Raw genomic sequence first — 17,814 nt, forward strand, 5'->3', positions numbered from 1 at the left:
CCTCACGCTAAGAGCACCTCACAAGATCCGTGCTGTACGGCTTTGCGCCACCAGTCATGCCCACAGCCAAAACGATAAAGCCCGCGCTGGCGCTAAGGTATCTCCATGGATCAGCGCTAATAAATCAGCATCCTACTCCGCCAGGTTCTGGCGAGATGATTAATGATGGGCTCTACCGTCAGGTTAAAAAACTGAGCATCCGGGAAACAGCAGATGCGACAGGCTACAGCGCCTCCCCTATACGCCAAACTCAGGCGCCTGTTCGTTCGACTGAGCATCAAACCCCAACATTCCACACCATCAGAACCCAAACAGAACGGCCTGACGCTGGTCGCTCTGCCTCCGTCGCGTACCCACTACGGGGCATCAGATACCCTTTTGCCTGAGCGGTTGATTTTTCATCAATACAGCCATAATATCCACACTCCATGAAAGGAATTAAGAGGGGTTAGGTAATGGCTATACCTGTTTATCTCTGGCTTACCAACGATGCAGGAAACCTTGTAAAGGGAGCAGTAGATGTACACGGACGTGAAGGAAGCATAGAAGTAACTGCGCTGGCTCACTGCGTATCACTCCCAACAGACAATCTCTCCGGCAAGATAAGAGCTACCCGTGAAAATGTGCCATTTGTATTCACAAAGGCTGTGGATCCCTCAAGTCCTTATCTTTATCAATTTGCCTGTGCGGGAAAACAATTAAAATCAGCCGAATTAAAATTCTATCGCATTAATCACGCCGGACATGAAGAATAATATTTTAATATTTTTCTGGAAAATGCCCGAATTACTTCTGTCGTACCGTGGATGGAGGATGTGAAAGATATGGATTATGCGCATTACGATCACAAAGAATTGATCGAAATGTCGTATGAAAAAATCATCTGGAAATATCTGGAAGGGAATATTTTTCATTCTGATAGCTGGGAAACCGGCAGCGAAATGCCTGAATAACATGCGTGACACGATTGATGAAATCAGGCAAGAAGCGGTTAAAACACCAAAGCAGTAACCTAAAAAAGCCCTGCTGGGCTTTTTCCATTTGTGTCTGTTGGCTATCCGGATTAGACATGACATCCGGTTGTATTAACTTTCTTAGTTTCATTGTAAGTGTGAACGCAAACGAATAACCATAAAAATAGTAAGCCTTCATGTTGAAACGTAGTTCTATAATCCCATGTAAGAGTTACTGCACACAGTTGTGCAGTGACATGGAGAAAAACAGAAATGACAAAGAAACATGCTTACATAGAACATCGACCAAAAACTTCAAGTAAACACACCGCAACTGAGCATCATGTAGTGATTGTTGATAACAACGAAGTGAAAAAAACGAATACTCAAAAAGAAGCTGCAGATTGGGCTATTCAGATGGATTTCGTTGTACATGTTGCACGTGAGCGCCATCTTCAAGATCGCGACACACCGGCTCACTGGCGTAGTTATCCTTAAGGAAATTTTATGTTCTGCAATATAAAACCGGGCCCAAAACCTAAACGTGAAGATGGTCAGGATGACAGACGACGTCATGTTGACCCACCGAACAAAGAAAAACATCCGACACTGCCAGTGCACAATCCAAAGTGAATGGTATTTAAAAGCCCTGCGGGGCTTTTTTTACGCCTGTGACCCGTCCTGAATAGCGTTGACACGTTTTCGACTTAAATCTGGAGAATGTGATAATGGCTGAGTTTAAACGTACACAACGGGACTATCCTTTGTCTTTTAAAATCGCTGTTGTTAAGCAGATTGGAAAAGACAAAATAACCGACAAACAGGCTCAAATACAGATCCCTCAGCCAAACCTGGACCAAAAAAAACCAGAATAGAAATCATACCTAAGCCCCGTGTTTTTACTGTCGCTTATGCTCATTAGAGGAGCTTTATCAATGCACCTTGCTTCAGCGATCATATCGTCGAAACACAGAACATCTTCGGTATAAAACATCAAAGTATCGCCATAAGGCTCAGTACGGTAACCACTGCCAAAGTCTTGGATATACACGTCATAGAATTTATATCCCTCATAGACTTTGTACTTAGGCACGCCATATTTAGCTTTGATCATTCCTTTATTGGCTTCCCACCAGGCTATCTGACGACTTTTTAAATATGGAAAATGCCTGACTAAGACCGTATTACCATCATGAACCGCCACAATCTCAACGGGGGTCAGATACTGCCACAACATATACCCACAAGCCGCCGCCACAACACCCGCTATAAGTCGCTTATTCACCCCGCCTCCCGCTGATTTCCACGGTCACATTCATCTCTGTGATAAACGGCTTATATCCGTACAGATCCCAGCGCTGGAGAGCAAACCATAGTCGGAAAATACGAAATTCACGGTATACAGGGTTCAGCACATCATCATCATCGAGGCCAAAGTGATCCTGAATGCGGTAATGCACTTTTGCTCGATAGCTGTCACCGTTCACCTCCAGTGATTCCAGCGAGATATGTGTAGACCAGGTATCATGGACGGTAATAACCAGACCATTCGTGTTATCTATCAAGCCATTAAATTTCGGTAACACCACACCAAGATTCTTAATATCCTCTTTAAATGACGCCTCAAAGGCTAACGGGATAAATCCATAGTCATAATCTATCGTCTTGTTAAGTGTTTTTTTGATACTCAACAGTGAGCTTTTCTCTGAATGGTCATTCAGGATTTGCTCTTTCAGTGCCTGGTCCAGCAACGGGCTGCTGTACGGCGTGCCGGTGTTCTCCTGCATATGGTCAATCATCGCGGTGATGATGTTTTTATACGGGCCATGGAAGGAGAACAGCTTCGCCAGTTCCCGGAACTCATCAAACATCATGCATGCGCTTTCATCCCGGCTGACGGGGGGCATCTGCTGCTCAAGATCCTGCATGGCATAAGGTGAATACAGGGTTCCTGTTGCCGGTTCAGGTTTGCGTTTCAGCGTCCACGGGTTCACTCTGGCGGATACATTATCCACGTCGATGTGCACCGCATTACGCAGCGCCAGAACATCTATATCGCCATGATGCATGTCCCTGGCCTGATAGTCATCCATCTGGTTTTGGGTCTGGTAAATCAGCGCCGGGATGGGCATGGGCTCAAGCCCTTTCTCCTTAGCCTCACTCAGTTTTTTTTTACGGGCTGTCTCCTGCCGTTCAGCCACTCGCCCGGCATTGCAGGTGCTTTCGTAGGTGTGGGAAAACACGCCCGGAACGAACCTGGCGTGGCACGGGCAGGAACTGAAGCTGTCCAGTGAACCCGCCCACTCTTTCAGGGCACCGCCTACTTGATAGGTGTCGCCCATTCCGCCACAGACCCGGAACCGCCCTTCGTGTTTCCCGCAGGTCACCGGGTCGCCGACCCGGACCTGCTGGCGGACAATCCCGCCGATTTCGTAGGTGTCATCGGACGCGCCAGAAAGAATGCGCCCGCCGCAGGTGGTTTTATCCAGGTGATAGAGAAAAAAGCCCTCGGCTGGCATGTTAAATCCTTCTGATTCATCTGGTTAATATTCCGCCGATGATACGCCTTCCACATGTGGCCTCAAACACAACCGGCTACGGAATATGTCCGAAAAGCATCAGCGTCCCCGGATTTACCAGAACATATGTTGTCGGCACCGCCAGAACAAAACTGACGGCGTTTCCGGTGTCTCCTGAGTAAAAGAGCGACCTTAAAATCCGGAAAGGCATCGGAAACGCACCTGATAAATTTTACCCGGCTGCATAGCTATGCGGCCGGGTGAATGGCAGCCAGTGTTAAAAAATAGCAGTGTAAGCCCTGTTTCTGGCACTTTGGCGCTGATTTATGGGGATTCCTCAGCGCGCTGGCGGGCTTTATAACGTAGCTTTTTTCAGACGCCGTTACTTTTTCGCATATTTCTCATGCAGCGTGGCGAACCATGGCGCAACAAAGTCGGGCGACTCTCCCCAGCCGGGGATGATTTTATTCAGGCTGGCGACGTTGACCGCGCCCGCCTGGCTCGCCAGCTGCGCCTGAGAGATCGCCGAAGCCTTAAACTGATAGGTGGCAGGCGTGGCTTCCCCGCCAATTTTATTGGCGACCAGACGCATATTGATCGCGCCGATCAGCTTGCTGTCCACCGCCACGGTCTGTTTCCAGGGGCTCTCTTTCTGATGCATCAGCTGCAAATCCTGGTTGGAAACGTCGATGCTGTAGAGCTTGATTTCGGTACGGCCATTTTCCTCCAACGCTTTGTAAGCGCCCTGCGCAAAGGCATCCCACGATGCCCAGATCGCATCAATTTTGCCTTTCGGGTATTTCGCCAGGATCGCGCCAATTTTATTGGCCGTATCGCCCTGCACATCCGATGAGACTGCCCCTACCGACTCCAGCTGATGAATGCCTGGGTTAGCCTTCAGCACCTTTTCGTACACCACCTGGCGGCGCTCCATCGCCGGGAAACCGGCCACCCACAGCTTAACGATATTCGCCTTGCCGTTAGTGTCTTTCAGCAGCTGGTCGAGAGAGAGCTGCGCCAGAGAGGCATCATCCTGCGCCGTCACGGTAACGCCTTCAACAGACTGATTCACCGGCGTATCGAAGACGGCGACCTTGATGCCCGCCGCGGCGATGCGCTTCACCAGATCGGTGGAGTAAGGATCTTTGCCATGCGAAAGGATAATCCCGTCATATTTCTGACTGATCGCCTGGCTCACAAAATCCTGAAAGCGGGCATCGTCGCCGTTGCTCAGAAAGGTGCTGATCTTAAAGCCCAGCTTGCGGCCTTCCTGGATCGCGCCCGCCACAAACTGCGTGGTGTTGTCGTCCGATCCCAGATTGCGGATCACCGCGATGCGCACCGGGCCATCGTGATCCGCGATAGCCGCCGGAACGGCAGCAGCGGCGTCAGCAAAGGCCGGTACGGCGAAGAGCAGGCTGATAGCCAGCAGCGATGGTGTCATTTTTTTCATTGTTATGGTTACCCTGTCAACGTAGTAAGCGGCTCGCGCCGGTTGTCTGTACGGTTTTCTGGTCTGGGCCTTACCGGCGCTGGATATAGGTGATCGCCAGCGCCAGCGCCAGTACCAGGCCTTTAATGATATCCATGGCGTAATAGGGAACGGAGAGCATGACCAGTCCGTTTTGCAGTACTCCAAGAATGATCGCGCCCAGCAGCGTACCCAGCGCATTGGGTTTTCCTGCGCCGGCCAGCGAAAGCCCGATCCAGGCTGCCGCCACGGCATCCATCAGGTAGCCGCCGCCGGCGTTGACCTGGGAAGAGCCGATGCGGGAGGCGAGCAGTATGCCGCCCAGCCCGGCCAGCAGAGAGGCGAGCACATAGGCCAGCACGCGATAGCGGTTAGTGCGGATACCCGAGAGACGGGCCGCCTCCGGATTGCCGCCGATGGCGTACATACGGCGGCCATGTTTGGTCAGCGACAGCCCAAGCTGCGCCACCAGCGTGACCACCAGCATGATAATGACGATGGTCGGCACCTGGCCCAGCAGAGAGAAGCCCGCCGGGATCGCGCCTTCTGCCATATCTCCGCTCGGCAGCACCATATTTTGCGTGATCGAGCCGCCGTAGCTGTAGGTCATCGCCACGCCCTGCACCACAAACAGGCTGGCTAATGTGGCGAGCATGTCGGGAATTTTCAGGATAACGATCAGAAAAGCGTTGAAAAGCCCGACCAGTGTGCAGAGCAGCAGCGTAATCACAATCGCCTGAGTGGAGCCGAAGCCGTACCAGACGAACAGTGAGATCACCAGCGAGTTTGCCAGCGAAGCCGTCGAGCCGACCGAGAGATCGAACCCGCCCACCGTCAGCGAAATCGAGACGCCCACGGCAATGACCGTAACGATGGCGATAGAGCGCAGGATGTTAAGGATGTTGTTGGGATCGAGGAAACTGTCAGACGCCAGGCCGAACGCGGCAATCAGCGCCACTACCGTCAGCAACATCCCCCATTTATAGAGAAATTCAAACAGCTGGTGGCGCGCGGAAGGCGCCCCCTTCAGGGAAAGTTCTTTGCTGCTCACGCAGGGGTTCCTCCGGTGGAATAAAGTAAAAGCGTTTCTTCATCAACGTGCCGGGCGGCCATTTCCGCCACGATGCGCCCGTCCCAGAGCACACAAATGCGATCGCACAGGCCGACCAGTTCGGCAAATTCGCCGGAGGCGTAGATCACCCCTTTTCCCTGACGCGCCAGCCCGTCGATCAGGACAAACAGATCGGTTTTTGCCTTGATATCGACGCCTTTGGTCGGCTCATCAAAAATGAGCACGTCGGCATCGTTGCGCAGCCATTTGCCAATGGCGACCTTCTGCTGGTTCCCCCCCGACAGACGACGCAGCGTCTGCTGAGGACCGGTGGTACGTACGCCCAGCTTCTGAATAACATGCTCGGCCCAGCGCCAGGCCTGACGGTGGCCAAACAGGCTCCAGCGGGAAAAGCTGTTGTCCGCCGTCACGCTGAGGTTCATCGCCACCGACTCATCGATAAAGATGCCCTCTTTGCGGCGCTCCTCAGGGATCAGCGCCATGCGTTTTTCAACCGACGCGTGCGGCGAAGCCGGTTTCCACGCCTTACCGTGCAGCTCACCGCGCGCAATCTGGCTGGGGCTGGCGCCAAACAGCGCCTTGCACAGCTCCGTCTTTCCCGCTCCGGCCAGTCCGGCGATGCCGAGGATTTCACCTTTGTGCAGCGTTAATGAGATATTTTGCAGCAGGTGCTCATCATACAGCCCCTCCACCTCAAGCAGCTTTTCACTGCTGAAAGGCGGGCGGCGCGGCGGATAGATATCATCAAGCTGATGCCCCAGCATCTTCTCGACAATCTGTTCGCCGCTGAGCTGCGCCATCGGGCCGGTTTCAATCAGGCAGCCATCACGCAGTACCGTCAGCTGGTCGCAGATCTCCCGCAGTTCATGAATGCGGTGTGAGATAAATACCACGCCGATACCGCTGCGTTGCAGGCGGCGTACCACGGTAAACAGACGTTCGCTTTCGTGCTGATCCAGCGGCGCGGTCGGCTCATCCAGCACCAGAAAACGGCAATGGTGAGAGAGGGCGCGGGCCAGCAAGATCTGCTGTTTTTCCGCCAGCGAACACTGTTCGATGCGGCGACGCACGTCCAGCGTGACGTCCAGCTGTGCCAGTAGCGCCCTCGCCTGCTGACGCATTTCGCCCCAGCGGCAGATCTGACCGCCCTCCGCCAGACGATCGAGCATGATGTTTTCCGCCACGCTTAACCCTGGCACCAGCGCCACATCCACCTCCTGCTGTACCAGATGAATGCCAAGCCGCTTTACATCTCTGGGGGAGCGAATGGCGACCGGCTGGTCATCAAGCAGGATCTCGCCGCTGTAGTGATCGTACGCGCCAGAAAGCACCGCCATCAGCGTTGATTTACCCGCGCCGTTCGCGCCGGTCAGCGCATGAACTGAGCCACCCTCAAGGCGAAAATCCACGCCATTAAGCGCGGTAAAACCGCCAAAAGCGATGGAGATTTGACGCATGTCGAGGCGATTGATCGCGGTCATGGGTGAAACTCTCTGAACGGTGAAGGGCCGTATTGCCGCATTTATCAGCCGTCGGGACGGCGGACAACGAACGAAAGGCTATAAGCTACCACAGAACGACATTAGCCATCCAGACATCCAGACACTTAAGCGGTTATCGCTGCCTTGAAGACGCTACCCAGCAGAAACACCGGGAAGAAACAAAACGGACAGCATTTCATAGGGGTTGACGGGGAATAAGCCATGATAAAGCGGAGGGCGTGGCGTGGCAGCGAGTGGCACAACGGTGAGCGCGCGGCTAAGACAACAGCACAGAGAAAGCGCGCCAACTTGCGGCCTTGCGCTTCAGGCATAAAAAAACCGGCGAAATATCGCCGGCTTAGCATCGTGATATCACGCGGGGTTTATTTCGCTGCGGAGAAAAGCTCTGCTGCTTTATCCCAGTTAACCACTTCCCAGAACGCTTTGATGTAGTCAGGGCGTTTGTTCTGGTATTTCAGGTAGTAAGCGTGTTCCCACACGTCCAGGCCGATAATTGGCGTACCGGATGCGCCGGAGATCGCCTCGCCCATCAGCGGGCTGTCCTGGTTCGCGGTAGAGACCACGGCCAGCTTGTCGCCTTTTTTGACCAGCCACGCCCAGCCTGAGCCGAAACGGGTTGCCGCCGCTTTTTCAAATTCTGCCTTGAACGCGTCAACGCTGCCGAAATCTTTCTCGATAGCCGCTTTCAGATCGCCGCTCAGGGTGGTGCCGGTTTTCAGGCCTTCCCAGAAGAAGCTGTGGTTAGAGTGACCACCGGCGTTATTGCGCAGCACGGTTTTTTTGTCAGCAGGAACCTGATCCAGTTTAGCGATCAGCTCATCAACCGGCAGGTCGGCGAACTCGGTGCCTTCCAGCGCAGCGTTAGCGTTGTTGACGTAGGTCTGGTGGTGTTTGGTGTGATGGATTTCCATCGTCTGCTTGTCGAAATGGGGTTCCAGTGCGTCATATGCGTAAGGCAGGGATGGTAGTGAATAACTCATGTTCATCATCTCCATTTAATGTTGGGCGGCGCAATCTGTTAGCGCCACGTAAGCAGTCGGATCATTATAGTTAAATAAACGATCCGGAAAAGGGTTATCAATGCCCCGACCTTTATAAGGTTTTATTACAGACCCGCAGGGAAAAGGCAAAATGCTTTTTACCCGTGGGATGATGACTCAATGATTTACGAGGAGATCAGCCGCTGAGGATGCGTGTAAACCGTGGCGCGACCGGGTTTGCTGAACCCGACTAAAGTCAGATTACTGCGTCGGGCCACCTCGACCGCCAGCTGCGTGGCGGCGGAGACGGCAAACAGGATTTCCACGCCGCACATGGCGGATTTCTGCACCATCTCATAGCTCGCCCGGCTGGAGACCAGTACCGCGCCCTGCTGCCAGCCAGGCTGACCGCTTCTCAGGCCCAGCAGTTTATCCAGCGCCACATGCCGGCCCACATCCTCGCAGCCGCCAGCCAGCGTACCTTCAGGCGTTATCCATGCCGCGGCATGGGTGCAGCCGGTCATCTGCCCCACCGGCTGAAAGCTTTTTAACTGGTTAAGGGCAATATCCAGCGTTGCCAGATCGAAGGTCTGGGTAAAGGGCAGCGGCGCAATTGGCTTGCCGATTTCAGCAAGCTGCTCAACGCCGCAGACGCCGCAGCCGGTACGGCCGGCCATGGCGCGTCGCTGCTCCTTCAGGCCCATAAAGCGGCGGCTGGAAAGCTCCACCTGCACCTCAATGCCGCCGCAGGAGGGCTGAATGTCGATCCCGTAAATATCGGCTGGCGAAGCGATGATTCCTTCAGAGAGTGAAAAACCGATGGCAAACGCCTCCAGATCTTTCGGCGTCGCCATCATCACCACGTGGGAAATGCCGTTATAGACCAGGGCTATCGGCACCTCTTCCGCCAGCCAGTCATCCTGAAGTTCGTCCAGCGCCCCCCGCTGCGTCACCTGCGCCCGGCTTAACCCCTGGATTATCTCTCTGTTTTCATCACCGCTTTTCATTATTTGTAACCATCCGTTCACACCGCGCCGGGAAAATCTCAGATCGCTTTAACCCGGCCTGAATACATTGCCGCAATTCTGAACCTCTGTCCGGCTCACCGCAAAAGAAATTGTCCCTGCTCAGGCGTCGTCCGTTTTGCGCTGCTGCGGCACGCCGCTGCCGTTATGTAACGTCATGTCCGTTAAAGGCTACTCCGAAGTGGTTAAATTGTTAAAAAGTTGATGACTAAATCCCTGTTTATTGATGGCTGTCAAATCTGAGCGGCGGCAGGCTGCTATTTTGCGCGGTTCCAGGAACGGAATGTGAGCAAAACAATGCAAATGAACAGACGTGGTTTTTTTAAGATCTGTGCAGGCGGCATGGCCGGAACTTCTCTGGCCTTACTGGGTTTTACCCCCCTGACTGCTTCAGCATCGACCCGTGAATATAAATTATTACGCAGCAAAGAGACCCGCAATAACTGTACCTACTGCTCTGTCGGCTGCGGCATGTTGATTTACAGCCTCGGCGACGGCGCAAAAAATGTGACCTCCTCAATTTACCATATCGAAGGCGACCCGGACCATCCAGTGAGCCGGGGCTCCCTCTGCCCGAAAGGCGCAGGCGTGCTCGATTTTATCCACAGTGAGCAGCGGCTGAAGTATCCGGAATACCGCGCGCCCGGCTCGGATAAATGGCAGCGCATCAGCTGGGATGAGGCTTTTACCCGCATCGCCCGCCTGATGAAAGATGACCGCGATGCTCACTTTCAGCAGAAAAACGCCCAGGGCACTACGGTCAACCGCTGGTTAACGACCGGGATGCTCTGCTCCTCGGCGGCCAGCAACGAAACCGGCCTGCTCGATCAGAAATTTGCCCGCGCGCTGGGAATGCTGGCGCTCGAAAACCAGGCGAGACTCTGCCATGGCTCTACCGTGGCGGGTCTGGCACCCAGCTTTGGCCGCGGGGCGATGACCAATAACTGGACCGACATTAAAAACGCCAATGTGATCCTGATAATGGGCAGCAACCCGGCGGAAGCGCATCCGGTGGGCTTTAAGTGGGTAATGGAGGCGAAAAAGCACAACCGGGCAAAAATCCTGGTGGTCGATCCGCGCTTTAACCGCTCAGCCTCTACGGCGGATTTCTATGCGCCGATCCGTGCCGGCAGCGATGCCGCTTTTCTGATGGGCATAGTGAATTACCTGCTGGAACACGACCGTGTGCAGCATGAATATGTGAAGGCATACACCAACGCCACGCTGATCGTCGGCGAAGGGTACAGTTTCAGCGAAGGTCTGTTCAGCGGCTACGATAAGGAAACGCGCGCCTACGATAAAACAGGCTGGCAATATGAACGGGACGAACAGGGCTATGCGCGACGCGACGAAACGCTGATCCATCCCCGCTGCGTCTGGAATTTACTCAAGTCGCACGCCAGCCGCTATACGCCAGAGATGGTCAGCCGGATTTGCGGCACCGCGAAAGATGACTTCCTGAACGTTTGTCAGCACCTTGCTTCTACCAGCACGCCCGACCGGACAACATCTATTCTCTATGCGCTGGGCTGGACGCATCACACGAACGGCGCGCAGATTATCCGCACCGCCGCTATCGTACAGTTGCTTCTGGGTAACATCGGCATGATCGGTGGTGGCATCAATGCGCTGCGCGGTCACTCAAACGTGCAGGGCTTTACCGATCTGGGGCTGCTGTCGCAGAGCCTGCCGGGCTATCTGTCGCTGCCTTCAGAAAAGCAGACCACTCTTGAGACCTGGCTGCAACAGACCACGCCCGCCATGCTGCTGCCTGATCAGGTGAACTACTGGCAGAACACTTCTAAGTTTGCCGTCAGCCTGCTGAAAAGCTTCTATGGCGATAATGCGCAGAAGGAGAACAGCTGGGGCTTTGACTGGTTGCCCAAGTGGGACAAAATGTACGATTGTCTGACTCAGGCGGAAATGATGGTTGAGGGGAAATTTAACGGTTACCTCATCCAGGGTTTCAACCCGCTTGCCGCCTTCCCCGACAAGAATAAAGCGTTCCGCGCGTTTTCAAAACTGAAGTATATGGTGGTGATCGATCCGCTTAGTACTGAAACCGCCAGCTTCTGGCAGAATCATGGCGAATTCAACGATGTTGATCCGGCTACGATCCAGACCGAAGTATTCCGACTTCCTTCTTCCTGCTTCGCCGAAGAGGAAGGCTCGGTCGCCAACTCCGCCCGCTGTTTACAGTGGCACTGGGCCGCCGCCACGCCGCCCGGCGAGGCGATGCACGATGGTAAAATCCTGGGAAGCCTCTTCCTGCGCCTGCGCGAACTTTACCGTCAGGAAGGCGGCACCGCTCCGGAACCTTTACTGGCGATGCAGTGGAATTACAGCGATCCCGGCTCACCCGCGCCGGAAGAGGTCGCCCGCGAGAATAACGGCAGCGCGCTGACCGATATCTTTGACGAACAGGGCAAACTCCTGCTGAAAAAAGGCGAGCAGCTCAGCTCTTTCGCCCAGCTTCGCGATGATGGCAGCACCGCCAGCGCCTGCTGGATTTATGCCGGCAGCTGGACGGCGGCGGGTAACCAGATGGCGCGTCGTGATAATGCCGATCCGTCAGGATTAGGGGCGATCAATAACTGGGCGTGGGCCTGGCCGCTCAACCGCCGCATTATGTATAACCGCGCCTCCGCCGATCCGCAGGGCAAAGCCTGGGACGCGAAGCGCAAGCTGATTGAGTGGAACGGTCAGCGCTGGGAAGGGATCGACGTCCCCGATTATCCTGTGACCACGCCGCCGGAGAAACAGGTTGGCCCGTTTATTATGCTGCCTGACGGGCTGGGCCATCTTTACGTGCCGGACAAAATGGCCGATGGGCCTTTCCCGGAACATTACGAGCCTTCCGAAAGCCCGACTGGCACGAACCCGCTGCATCCGGAAACGGTCTACAGCCCGGCGGCGCGACTCTACAAGCGCGATGCTGCCGCCCTGGGCCGTGCCGACGATTTTCCGTATGTCGCTACCACTTACTCCATTACCGAGCTGTTCCGTCACTGGACCAAGCACGCCCTGCTGAACGCGATTGCCCAGCCGGAGCAGTTTGTCGAGATCGGCAGTCAGCTGGCCGAAGAGAAAGGCATTCAGGCAGGTGACAGCGTGAAGGTCAGCTCACAGCGTGGCTATATCAAAGCGAAGGCGGTGGTCACCAGGCGGCTGAAACGCCTCACCATTGATGGCAAAGCGGTGGATACCATCGGCATCCCCTGCCACTGGGGATTTGAAGGCGCAGCGCGTAAAGGCTTCCTGGCCAATACCCTCTCCCCGTCGGTAGGGGATGCCAATGCGCAGACGCCGGAGTTCAAGGCGTTTCTGGTTAACCTGGAAAAGGTGTAACGGAGAGCGATTATGACTTATCAATCACAAGACATTATCCGTCGCTCCGCGACAAACGGCTTCACGCCCGCCCCTCAGGCGCGGAACCATCAGCAGGAGGTGGCGAAGCTTATCGACGTGACCACCTGCATCGGCTGCAAAGGCTGCCAGGTGGCCTGTTCGGAGTGGAACGACATCAGGGATGAGGTGGGACACAACGTCGGGGTTTACGACAATCCGATCGATCTGACCGCTAAGTCCTGGACGGTAATGCGTTTCTCAGAGGTGGAAGAGAATGGCAGGCTGGAATGGCTTATCCGTAAGGATGGCTGTATGCACTGTGCCGACCCGGGCTGCCTGAAGGCCTGTCCGGCGGAGGGCGCTATCATCCAGTACGCCAACGGCATCGTCGATTTTCAGTCTGAGCACTGCATCGGCTGCGGCTACTGCATCGCGGGCTGTCCCTTCAACGTTCCCCGACTCAGCAAAGAGGATAACCGCGCCTACAAATGTACGCTCTGCGTGGATCGCGTTCGCGTCGGTCAGGAACCGGCCTGCGTTAAAACCTGCCCCACCGGCGCCATTCACTTTGGCAGCAAGGAGGATATGAAGCAGCTGGCGGCAGAACGCATTGGCGAACTGAAAAGCCGGGGTTATGACCATGCGGGGCTGTACGATCCGCAGGGCGTTGGCGGCACACACGTTATGTACGTTCTGCATCATGCGGACAAACCACAGCTCTATCACGGCCTGCCGGAAGATCCGGCTATCAGTCCGGCGGTGACCTTCTGGAAAGGGATCTGGAAACCGCTGGCCGCGGTGGGCTTTGCCGCGACCTTCGCCGCCAGCCTGTTCCATTACGTTGGGGTCGGGCCAAACCGCGTGGATGAGGAAGAGGAAAATGCGCAGCACGGAAAGGAGGAAGAGAAATGAAAAAGGGCGATCGTATTCAACGCTACAGCGCGCCTGAGCGCATCAACCACTGGATTGTGGCACTCTGCTTTACGTTTGCCGCCCTCAGCGGGCTGGGGTTTTTCTTCCCTTCACTGAACTGGCTGATGAACGTGCTGGGCACGCCGCAGCTGGCCCGCCTGCTTCATCCTTTCGTGGGCGTGGTCATGTTCGTCGCCTTTCTGCGGATGTTTTTCCGCTACTGGCAGCACAACCTGCCAGACCGCGAGGATCTCATCTGGGCAAAGAATATCCATAAAATTGCCCTGAACGAGGAAGTAGGCGACACCGGGCGCTATAATTTCGGACAGAAGTGCGTATTCTGGGCTGCTATCTTCAGCTTAGTGCTGTTGCTGGCTAGCGGCATTGTTATCTGGCGCCCCTGGTTTGCCGATGCTTTTGCCATCCCGGTTATTCGTTTTGCGCTGGTTGTGCACTCCGTTTCGGCGGTGGCCTTAATCATTGTCATCATGGTCCACATCTACGCAGCGCTGTGGGTGAAAGGAACCATTACCGCGATGGTGGAGGGCTGGGTGCCGGCCGCGTGGGCGAAAAAGCACCATCCGCGCTGGTATCGTGCCGTTCGCGAACAGCAGAGCCGCCCGACACAACAGGAAAAACGCCCCTGATGAGTATTCGCATAATCCCGCAGGAACAGCTGGAGAAAAGCGACAAAACAACGGCGGAGATGATTCCGCCGTTACTTTTCCCCAGACTGAAAAATTTATACAGTCGCCGCGCCGCCAGGCTGCGGCAGCTGGCCGACAAAAACCCGTTGGGTGACTACCTGCGCTTTGCCGCCGTGGTCGCCAGCGCCCAGGAGATCGTGCTCTACGATCACCCGTTGCAGATGGATCTCTACGCCCGTCTGGTGGAAACCGCCCGCCTCGGCAAGCCTCCGCTCGATATTCATACGCTACCGCGCGATCCGCACTGGCAGCGGCTACTGCACTCCCTGATAGCTGAAATGAAGCCGGAGATGTCCGGACAGGCGCTGGCGGTGCTGGAGAATCTGGAGAAGGCCTCGGCACCGGAGCTGGAGGCGATGGCAGAAGCGCTGTTTAACAACGACTTTGCCCAGGTCAGCAGCGATAAATCGCCCTTTATCTGGGCTGCGCTCTCGGTTTACTGGGCGCAAATGGCGGCGCTGATCCCCGGCAAGGCCCGCGCTGAATATGGCGAACAGCGTCAGTTCTGCCCGGTTTGCGGCAGCGTGCCGGTTTCCAGCGTGATCCACATGGGGATGGAGAATGGCGGCTTACGCTATCTGCACTGTAACCTGTGTGAAAGCGAGTGGCACGTCGTGCGGGCAAAGTGCAGTAACTGTGAACAGACCCGGGATTTACACTACTGGTCGCTGGATAGCGAAACCTCCCCCATCAAGGCGGAAAGCTGCGGCGACTGCGGCACCTACCTGAAAATGTTCTATCAGGAGAAGGACCCGGCGGTGGAGCCGGTCGCTGACGACCTGGCTTCGCTGGTGCTGGATGCCCGCATGGAGCAGGAGGGATTTTCCCGCAGCAGCCTGAATCCTTTCCTGTTTCCGGGCGAATAAACCCGTAACATGGCGGAGGCACTCCGCCTTACACGATTGCAGCAGGCCGGCGCTACCGGCCTGCAGGGGAGAAAGTGGCATGAAATTAGTCGGCAGCTATACCAGTCCCTTCGTACGTAAAATCTCGGTGATCCTGCTCGAAAAGGGCCAGGCGTTCGAGTTCATCAACGAATCGCCCTGGACCCACGACAGCCAGGTTCCCCACCATAACCCGCTGGGTAAAATCCCGGCGCTGGTGATGCCAGACGGCACCTGGTATGAATCCCATATCATTGCCGCCAGGCTTGAACTGGAGAACTGGGCGCCCGCCCTTCTACCGGAGGATAAGCTGACCGCGCTGAAAGTGCTTCAGCTTGAGGCGCTGGCTGACGGCATCGGCGACGCCGCTGTGATCCTGGTGCGTGAAAGCATGCGTCCGCCGGAGCTGCAGATGGAAGAGCAGATTATTCGCCAGCGCGAGAAAATTTTGCGCGGGCTGGACGCGCTGGAAAAAGAGGCGGCGCAGGGAACGGTGCTGAACAGCGACACCCTTAACCTGGCCGATATCGCCACCGCCTGCCTGATCGGCTTCCTGAACTTTCGTCGCGTCGTACCAAACTGGTGCGTGGAACGTCCGGCGCTGGTCAGGCTGGCGGAAAAGATGTTTGCCCGTGAAAGTTTTGCCCGGACCATGCCCCCGCAGCCTGAGTCCTGACCTCCGGCGATGAATGGCCGCTCCCCGCCTGTGGGCGGCCTGTCTGATTCACGTCTGTGACTCACCCTTTCCCGGCACTGACGGAAGGTTCAGAGGCTTTTGCCGCCGGTCAGAAAAGGCGTTATCCCGTCGCGCGATCGTTCCACGTATCGCGGTAGATAACGTTCCCTTCCGTGTACTTCCAGACGATCGCCTCATAACGCATTTCCAGCGTTTCCAGATGCGTGCTGCTCAAACCGCTGGGGGCAAGGTAGGGCGAAACCGTGGTGATTTTGACGTTTTCCAGCATGATATTGAAATATTCAGCCTCAATACCGGATTCAAGGATGCGATACATTTTGATCGTGGCCTTTTTCATTGTGCGACCTTCGCAAACGGCGCGATACAGAACGGGCGAGGTCTGGTCGAATTCTTTCACGATAACGACAGGACGGTGAATACGCGTGCCTGTGAGTTTCCCCCAGTTAGGGTCAACGGGAATGGTTACGCCGTGGGAAAAGGATTTTAATTCGACAGAACCTGAACGTAGCGGCATTAAGCAACCGCCAATAACCGGCGAGCCGTTTTCATCTTCAAGCCATAAATGTGCGGGTGTTGACATGGTATTTCCTTATAAATGAATTCCAGACAATATCAAGTGCAGACAGTTACCATTTCACGTAGCGACCAAAAATAACCAGCATGAATACGAGAAATACAGGCACAGGCCATAAAGGGCCATCAGGAAAAATTTGTACCAGGACGACTGCGAATAAAAGCGTTAGTAATGCGGGGCCGTACATCGAAAATAATGATTTGAACACTCTCTTAAAAAATCGTTTGATCAAATTTATCATGGTTATCGAATCATCCTGGCGATGATGTCTGCAATATCCCTCTCCGATGCCCACCCGGCTTTAAACGCCCTGGCCCGCTCAAACAGTGGCTCTACCAGGAAGTACATCATTTCCAGCTCTTGAGCGTATAACGCAGAGTAGTAAGCCGGGTAGGTGAAGTTAAGGCGATGTGCACTATCTGCCGCTTTCTGAACGACGCCATAGATGCCAGCCGTCGCGATTCCCCTTGAAGCCCATCCGCCTGCCAGTGCGCTGATTTCAAGATTCAGATTCATGCCGAGTGCAACGGACGATGCTGCTGCTAAAGTGAATCCAGCATTTGTGAGGTAGTTTGCGGCAATATGGATATTCACAGCCATAAGCATTTGTTTAATTTGCTCTATTTGATCGGATGTCTTGTATTTGAATATTTTTTCGAAATAAGTTTTAAGCATTTCAAACACAATATCTTCATGTCTTAAAACATGGTAAATGCTTTTAGCGAATCGAATGTCTTCGCTTTTTTGCTGCTGGCAAACGTCCTGATATTCATCGGTAAAGCAGGAGGTGTAATACAGCGCGCGTTTTGCACCTGCTTCTATTATAGAAATTTGATCCGATACGGCCTCTCCGACGCCCAACAAGGCGTGGTCGAGCTTTAGCGCGAGGATATTATTGGACTGGAAATAAGTTATGACTTCCCTGCTGTAGTACATAGCGGCTCCGTGCTAATGACTATTCCTTCACTCTCATCATATCTTCGTAACCTCAAACATAAAAGGCACATAATCCTGTTATTTTTCTAAATTTTAAAATTGATCGCATCATATTTACCCCCTTCCAGCACGAGCGCATAGTTAATTATCCGATACGTTAAAAGCAGGCATCGTAACTACTGGAAATATTTTGTATGCGTAACAGACAAAGCTCCTTTTACTCTTCATATTACG

At 54.5% G+C, this 17,814-nt stretch carries 16 protein-coding genes and 2 pseudogenes; 8 read left to right on the forward strand and 10 right to left on the reverse strand.

The window, feature by feature from the left end; translation table 11 throughout:
- Nucleotides 1–173: 173 nt before the first annotated feature.
- The 3 genes and pseudogenes from AAH446_RS12640 to AAH446_RS12650 all read left to right on the forward strand — a co-directional run.
- Nucleotides 174–266 (forward strand): annotated as a pseudogene (locus AAH446_RS12640) (recombinase family protein); the annotation flags it as partial.
- A gap of 189 nt (nt 267–455) precedes the next feature.
- A pseudogene (tssD, locus tag AAH446_RS12645) lies at nt 456–953 on the forward strand (type VI secretion system tube protein TssD).
- A gap of 273 nt (nt 954–1,226) precedes the next feature.
- On the forward strand, nt 1,227–1,451 hold the full coding sequence (locus tag AAH446_RS12650) for a hypothetical protein (RefSeq protein ID WP_342907031.1): 225 nt from the start codon (nt 1,227–1,229) through the stop codon (nt 1,449–1,451).
- A 343-nt stretch (nt 1,452–1,794) separates the two neighbouring features.
- On the opposite strand, the gene AAH446_RS12655 is transcribed toward AAH446_RS12650, so the two are convergent.
- The 7 genes from AAH446_RS12655 to fdhD form a co-directional block, all read right to left on the reverse strand.
- On the reverse strand, nt 1,795–2,238 hold the full coding sequence (locus tag AAH446_RS12655; RefSeq protein ID WP_342907032.1) for a DUF943 family protein: 444 nt from the start codon (nt 2,236–2,238) through the stop codon (nt 1,795–1,797).
- Entirely contained in the window at nt 2,231–3,472 is a 1,242-nt protein-coding gene (locus AAH446_RS12660; RefSeq protein WP_342907033.1) for a PAAR domain-containing protein, read from the reverse strand. Before AAH446_RS12660 ends, AAH446_RS12655 begins: the two co-directional genes overlap by 8 nt.
- Nucleotides 3,473–3,854: 382 nt before the next feature.
- Entirely contained in the window at nt 3,855–4,925 is a 1,071-nt protein-coding gene (locus AAH446_RS12665) for a sugar ABC transporter substrate-binding protein (protein WP_342907034.1), read from the reverse strand.
- Nucleotides 4,926–4,995: 70 nt separating this feature from the next.
- Nucleotides 4,996–5,994 carry an ABC transporter permease gene (locus AAH446_RS12670; protein WP_342907035.1) on the reverse strand — a complete coding sequence of 333 codons (999 nt, stop codon included), beginning with the start codon at nt 5,992–5,994 and terminating at the stop codon, nt 4,996–4,998.
- Nucleotides 5,991–7,496, reverse strand: a complete 1,506-nt coding sequence (locus AAH446_RS12675; protein ID WP_342907036.1) for a sugar ABC transporter ATP-binding protein — start codon at nt 7,494–7,496, stop codon at nt 5,991–5,993. Before AAH446_RS12675 ends, AAH446_RS12670 begins: the two co-directional genes overlap by 4 nt.
- 383 nt (nt 7,497–7,879) lie before the next feature.
- Nucleotides 7,880–8,497: a superoxide dismutase [Mn] gene (gene sodA / locus AAH446_RS12680; protein ID WP_342907037.1), complete on the reverse strand. Its 618-nt coding sequence runs from the start codon at nt 8,495–8,497 to the stop codon at nt 7,880–7,882.
- A gap of 185 nt (nt 8,498–8,682) precedes the next feature.
- Nucleotides 8,683–9,504 carry a formate dehydrogenase accessory sulfurtransferase FdhD gene (gene fdhD / locus AAH446_RS12685; protein ID WP_342907038.1) on the reverse strand — a complete coding sequence of 274 codons (822 nt, stop codon included), beginning with the start codon at nt 9,502–9,504 and terminating at the stop codon, nt 8,683–8,685.
- Between the two features lie 315 nt (nt 9,505–9,819).
- On the opposite strand from fdhD, the gene fdnG reads away from it, so the two are divergent.
- The 5 genes from fdnG to AAH446_RS12710 all read left to right on the forward strand — a co-directional run bounded on the left by fdnG (nt 9,820) and on the right by AAH446_RS12710 (nt 16,049).
- Nucleotides 9,820–12,870 (forward strand): formate dehydrogenase-N subunit alpha, encoded by a 3,051-nt coding sequence (gene fdnG, locus AAH446_RS12690; RefSeq protein WP_342907133.1) that lies wholly within the window; start codon nt 9,820–9,822, stop codon nt 12,868–12,870.
- Nucleotides 12,871–12,882: 12 nt separating this feature from the next.
- Nucleotides 12,883–13,782: a formate dehydrogenase subunit beta gene (fdxH, locus tag AAH446_RS12695; RefSeq protein WP_342907039.1), complete on the forward strand. Its 900-nt coding sequence runs from the start codon at nt 12,883–12,885 to the stop codon at nt 13,780–13,782.
- Nucleotides 13,779–14,429: a formate dehydrogenase cytochrome b556 subunit gene (fdoI, locus tag AAH446_RS12700; protein ID WP_342907040.1), complete on the forward strand. Its 651-nt coding sequence runs from the start codon at nt 13,779–13,781 to the stop codon at nt 14,427–14,429. Before fdxH ends, fdoI begins: the two co-directional genes overlap by 4 nt.
- Nucleotides 14,429–15,355, forward strand: coding sequence for a formate dehydrogenase accessory protein FdhE (fdhE, locus tag AAH446_RS12705; protein WP_342907041.1), 927 nt, complete (start codon nt 14,429–14,431; stop codon nt 15,353–15,355). The genes fdoI and fdhE overlap by 1 nt, the downstream gene beginning before the upstream one ends.
- Before the next feature lie 79 nt (nt 15,356–15,434).
- Nucleotides 15,435–16,049: a glutathione S-transferase gene (locus AAH446_RS12710; protein WP_342907042.1), complete on the forward strand. Its 615-nt coding sequence runs from the start codon at nt 15,435–15,437 to the stop codon at nt 16,047–16,049.
- Between the two features lie 121 nt (nt 16,050–16,170).
- Here the strand turns inward: AAH446_RS12710 and AAH446_RS12715 are convergent, their stop codons facing one another.
- Genes AAH446_RS12715 through AAH446_RS12725 form a run of 3 tightly spaced genes read right to left on the reverse strand, consistent with a single transcriptional unit; the run spans nt 16,171 to nt 17,580 of the window.
- Nucleotides 16,171–16,650 carry an Hcp family type VI secretion system effector gene (locus tag AAH446_RS12715; RefSeq protein WP_342907043.1) on the reverse strand — a complete coding sequence of 160 codons (480 nt, stop codon included), beginning with the start codon at nt 16,648–16,650 and terminating at the stop codon, nt 16,171–16,173.
- Nucleotides 16,651–16,696: 46 nt separating this feature from the next.
- Nucleotides 16,697–16,885 carry a hypothetical protein gene (locus AAH446_RS12720; protein ID WP_342907044.1) on the reverse strand — a complete coding sequence of 63 codons (189 nt, stop codon included), beginning with the start codon at nt 16,883–16,885 and terminating at the stop codon, nt 16,697–16,699.
- 2 nt (nt 16,886–16,887) lie between these two features.
- Nucleotides 16,888–17,580 (reverse strand): hypothetical protein, encoded by a 693-nt coding sequence (locus tag AAH446_RS12725; RefSeq protein WP_342907045.1) that lies wholly within the window; start codon nt 17,578–17,580, stop codon nt 16,888–16,890.
- Nucleotides 17,581–17,814: the final 234 nt, after the last annotated feature.

The sequence above is a fragment of the Erwinia psychrophila genome, from assembly GCF_039023475.1.
Taxonomy (GTDB): Bacteria; Pseudomonadota; Gammaproteobacteria; order Enterobacterales; family Enterobacteriaceae; genus Erwinia.